At 67.5% G+C, this 1,839-nt stretch carries 1 protein-coding gene; it reads right to left on the reverse strand.

Annotated features, from left to right (window positions below):
- Nucleotides 1-70: 70 nt before the first annotated feature.
- The gene (locus NLI01S_RS20230) at nucleotides 71-1,717 is read right to left on the reverse strand and encodes an IS701 family transposase (protein ID WP_067606950.1); all 1,647 of its coding nucleotides are present in this window, start codon (nucleotides 1,715-1,717) and stop codon (nucleotides 71-73) included.
- Between the last annotated feature and the right edge of the window lie 122 nt (nucleotides 1,718-1,839).

Consider the following 1,839-nt stretch of genomic DNA (forward strand, 5'->3'; position numbering starts at 1 on the left):
CCTAGAAGCGAAGCAAGCGCTCTCGAGTTTCGCGGTTTTTGGAGTTGTGTCCGGTTCGGGTGGACCCCGCTCACGCTGCCATGTCGAACCGGTCCCAGACGATATCCCGGATTAACCGCAGCACCCCCTGGTCAGAGACCCTGCAAGATATTCGGTGTTCGATCACAGCACGTCTGAGCGCGGTGATCATGTCGGAGAAAGCCGGATCGGTCTTGGAGCGGTACCAGGGCTGACGGTGACGGCGGGCGGCCACGTCCGCGGCCCCGTCGCCGTGCAGCCGGTACCAGACCACCACCAGGCTGTAGGCCAACAACTGGAAAGGGACCGTGCGCTCGATGGCTGCTCGGGTGCGGTTGCGTGCCTGCTCCAAACCCAGGTGAGCGCGGCTGTCCTGAAAACACACCTCGATCGGCCACCGGTCCGCGTAGCGCTTCACGATCTCTTCCACAGGGCTGGTGGTGTCGGTGCTCAGCAACGCCAGATCATAGGGGTCTTGGCTGTGCGGGACGCGTACCAGGATCAAGCGCACGGGTGTGGGACCCAACGAGCGCACCCACCGGCAGTCGATGGCGGCCATCTCCTGGCCGTTGTCAATGGGGGTGAAAGTAGCGGTGGCGGCGATCTGGGCGGGGGTGCCCAGCCTGGCGCCGCTATAGCGGGGCCGCCCGGGCCGGGTGGGGGTGCCTACCGATGGCGGCGGGGGCACATCGGCCAGTACCGCGTTGGTCGCCAGGCGGAAGGTCCAGGTCAGGTTGGTGGGCAGTGCCCGTAGGGCCGGGCTGTGGTAGGCGGAGTCGGCCACCACGTGGAGGGTGCGGTCGCTGAATTGGTGGGCCAGGCGGGTGGCCATGGCGATCGCGGTCTCGGTTTTGGTGGGCCGGTCCGGGGTGTCGGGGCCGGGGGCGGGGCCGGTGGTGGGCTTGGACAGCTCCAGCACCCGGGCCAGGGCCTGGTCGTGGTCGGCTTGGGCGGTGGCCAGTTCCTGTTCACGTTCGGCCAGACGGGCTTTGAGGGCGGGTGTGGGATCGGTGCCGGGCAGACGGTGCCCGGCCGGTAGAGCGGCTTCTTTGTCCAGGCGTAGTCGGAGACCTTGCCGGGCTTGGGTGTGGCGGGTGCGGGCGGTGTCCAGGATGCGGGCGGTGGCGGCGGTGGAAGAGAGGTGGGCGGTGTCGGGGTGGGGTCGGGGCCCGTTGGGGCGTGCTTTGCCTGTGGGGCGTTGGGCGCGGTGAGGGCGCCAGCAAGCGGTCAGCACGGGTAGGGCCAGGGCTTTGGCCCGGCCGGGTAGGTGGACGGCCAGGGCGGTGACGATGTAGCACACGCCCCAGGTCAGGGGGTCGCTTTTGGGTCGGGCTCCGTCGTGTTGGCGGTAGCGGTGGTGGACGTGGGATCCGGAGCGTTTGATCAGGGTGTCGTCCAGGGCCAGGGTCAGATCCTGGTCGGGGGTGGTGCAGGTGTCCACGATCATCTGGGCCATGGTCTGGCCCAGGTGGTGGGGGTCCCATATGCGGTGGGAGAAGAAGGTGTGGGCGCGGTGGTGGGGCCAGGTGCGGGCCAGGCCGGTTCCGGTGAGTGTGCCGCAGATGGTGCGGGGGCCGGTGTGGGTGATCAGGCCGGTGATCAGGGCGGCGAAGGTGGTGAAGGTAGGGCGGGTGAAGCAGGGCCAAAAGTGGTTGAGAAGGCGTTGCAGGGTGGGGGGTATGGTGGCGTTCGGGAGCATCAGCGAGCCTCTTTGCCGTGACTGGTTGATGCTCCCTTTGTCATGCCTGACGCGGCCTGTTGTCCAGGATCACACCAAAGCACTCATAAATGGACATCTCTCCTGAAACCGCGAAACTCGAG

It is taken from the genome of Nocardiopsis listeri NBRC 13360, from assembly GCF_001570765.1.
Classification (GTDB): domain Bacteria; phylum Actinomycetota; class Actinomycetes; order Streptosporangiales; family Streptosporangiaceae; genus Nocardiopsis; species Nocardiopsis listeri.

Coding starts and splice junctions, on each gene's coding strand:
- NLI01S_RS20230 (WP_067606950.1), bottom strand. CDS start 1,717: ATGCTCCCGAACGCCACCATACCCCCCACCCTGCAACGCCTTCTCAAC.